Raw genomic sequence first — 700 nt, 5'->3', positions numbered from 1 at the left:
CGGCAGCACGAAGCTGAACCCGCCGCCGGTCGACCCGAACGCGCCGCCGCCACCGCCCGTCGACCCCAACGCGGGCCGGATCGGCAACGCCGTCGGCGGGTTCAGCTTCGTGCTGCCGCCCGCCTGGGTCGAGTCCGACGCAACCCACCTCGACTACGGTTCGGAGTTGCTCAGCAAGACCACCGGCCAGCCACCGGCCCCCGGGCAGGCGCCGCCGGTCGCCAACGACACCCGCATCGTGATGGGCCGGCTGGACCAAAAGCTTTACGCCAGCGCCGAAACCACCGACGCCAAGGCCGCGGTCCGATTGGGCTCGGACATGGGCGAGTTCTTCATGCCCTACCCCGGCACCCGGATCAACCAGACCAGCACCCCGCTGAGCGGCGCCAACGGGATCACCGGAAGCGCGTCCTACTACGAGGTGAAGTTCAGCGACCCGTCCAAGCCGAACGGCCAGATCTGGACCGGCGTGGTCGGCTCGCCCTCGGCCGGCAACGGACCTCCGCAGCGCTGGTTCGTGGTGTGGCTGGGGACCTCGAACGACCCGGTGGACCAGGGCGCGGCGAAGGCGCTGGCCGAGTCGATCCAGCCCTGGACACCGCCGGCCGCCCCGCCGCCGGCTCCGGGCGCGCCGGCGCCCGCGCCAGGTGCGCCCCGCCCGCGCCACGGGGGCGCATATTACCCAGAGCGCCCCCACGCA

At 73.0% G+C, this 700-nt stretch carries 1 protein-coding gene; it reads left to right on the top strand.

Annotated elements, in window-relative coordinates; all coding sequences use genetic code 11:
- Positions 1-700: alanine and proline-rich secreted protein Apa (locus tag A5787_RS18160; protein ID WP_231994035.1), on the top strand; the 700-nt coding region annotated here is incomplete at both ends.

Origin of the sequence: Mycobacterium sp. 852002-50816_SCH5313054-b, from assembly GCF_001667185.1 — a bacterium.
Lineage (GTDB): Bacteria > Actinomycetota > Actinomycetes > Mycobacteriales > Mycobacteriaceae > Mycobacterium.
The sequence above is the reverse complement of the archived record's forward strand: the minus strand, read 5'-3'. Positions and strand labels throughout refer to the sequence as shown.